Here is a 1,495-nt window from a genome sequence, read left to right as displayed (position 1 = left end):
AATCAGAGAAGCAGATTCGTAATGTCTTAAATGAGATGGTGTCAGATGAGGGCTCTCTGGTCCAGAGAGAAGATGGAAAAATCAAACTCACAGACAAGTATGAGGCAGTCAAACGTCTGAAACATAATGGGGTCCCCGAACCAGAATTGAGACAGATTGTCCCTGATTATATGAAGCCATCTCCGACAGCCAACCCGGAGAGTGATGATGAAACTATCTTCTACTGTCATTCTTGTAAGAAGCATTTCGCTGAGAGTGAAATGAGTCCCCTACAGGTGGAAAATCGGGAGTGTCCAGAGTGTGGTCAAGGTATGGACCTTCACGCAAGTCCAAGAAGTCGGAGAGAAAGATAGACATCTCCCCAATTCACGATGAATTGGTGAGGTCTCTATTCATCATCTTCTACATCTGCGCTGAGTACACGGTTGTAGGAGACAACAAGATGTGTCGTTCCAAGTACAATAAATCCAAGAACGAACAAACCGGCATACGCACCTAATTCATACAAAATTGGCAAGTCCGCATTTGCTATCCGAAGCGCATTACCCCCAAGGACACCTCCGGTAATTAGAGCCAATACTTGCTCAAGCAGGTCAAGTCCGTCTTTCTGCATCTCTGCTTGTACGCGATTCCAAATAGATTCATCAGACATCTTACCACCCTCAGATTTGTTGGACGATGTTCAGGAGAATCAGCGCAAAAATCCCAAACACACCAACGTAGACGATGAGTGTTATACCACTCGACATTAAGTTAGTTACAAGAGATGTATCAGCACCAGCCATAATGGCAAGTACCCCTGCTCCTACGACCAAAATTAGCGCGGCGGAGATGGCTTCCCCGATGTCTGTCATCAATTAGTTATATTGAACAGTCCATCTTAAGCCTATTTGACATCAGGTGGTGTAATTCGATGACCCCCCGACAATCTACTCCGTATCAAACCGTCTCTCTAACTCTCCCTCGATTTCTTTGAGGACGGCAGTCGCTTCGTCGAGAACCTCTGTGTCCGATGCCGTTCCGTCAGCGTCGCCGAGCCGTTCCCGGGCGACCTGCGTAACAATCCCCCGAGTAATCGTGATTGCCTCGTCGGGAGGTACGGTGAACAGGCCGCACTCTGGATGCTGGTTCGGCCCGAGCGTCTTTGTCAATCGGACCCGGATAGGTCGGTCAGACATAGAGCCGACCACCCCTCCGGTTCGATGCAGTCACCCAAACGGAGTTGCTCACTTTCTGCTCTGCCCCGGTCGCTCCCCGAGTTCGAGACCTCGAAGCCAACCCCTGCCGAAACCTCCGTGGCTTGGGTTGCGTTGAACTCTCGTTCTCAATCCCTGCCGAGTGTCTCCAGTCGTATCGACCCGATGAGCGCCACCGCGGTTGCTCCGGTCTCGGGGCAGTTCCCGAGACGAACCTCTCTTTGCCTCTGTACATACGCTGTGAAGCAAGCCGACGATAGTAACTGCTCGGGAGAATCCGAACGCGCGCGTTTTTGATT

The 1,495-nt window shown here is 50.6% G+C and carries 4 protein-coding genes; 1 reads left to right on the top strand and 3 read right to left on the bottom strand.

Annotated features, from left to right (window positions below; translation table 11 throughout):
* Positions 1–353: hypothetical protein (locus EXE45_RS20805; protein ID WP_206750483.1), on the top strand; the 353-nt coding region annotated here is incomplete at its 5' end.
* A 35-nt stretch (positions 354–388) separates the two neighbouring features.
* Here EXE45_RS20805 and EXE45_RS16585 read toward each other — a convergent pair.
* The 3 genes from EXE45_RS16585 to EXE45_RS16575 all read right to left on the bottom strand — a co-directional run bounded on the left by EXE45_RS16585 (position 389) and on the right by EXE45_RS16575 (position 1,151).
* A complete protein-coding gene (locus EXE45_RS16585) occupies positions 389–652 on the bottom strand; it encodes a hypothetical protein (RefSeq protein WP_137275746.1) in 264 nt (87 codons plus the stop codon).
* A 10-nt stretch (positions 653–662) separates the two neighbouring features.
* A complete protein-coding gene (locus tag EXE45_RS16580; RefSeq protein WP_137275745.1) occupies positions 663–854 on the bottom strand; it encodes a hypothetical protein in 192 nt (63 codons plus the stop codon).
* A 75-nt stretch (positions 855–929) separates the two neighbouring features.
* Complete coding sequence (locus EXE45_RS16575; RefSeq protein ID WP_137694974.1) at positions 930–1,151, bottom strand: hypothetical protein; 222 nt, start codon at positions 1,149–1,151, stop codon at positions 930–932.
* Between the last annotated feature and the right edge of the window lie 344 nt (positions 1,152–1,495).

Source organism: Halorubrum sp. SP9 (assembly GCF_005435015.1).
GTDB lineage: Archaea > Halobacteriota > Halobacteria > Halobacteriales > Haloferacaceae > Halorubrum > Halorubrum sodomense.
The sequence above is the reverse complement of the archived record's forward strand: the minus strand, read 5'-3'. Positions and strand labels throughout refer to the sequence as shown.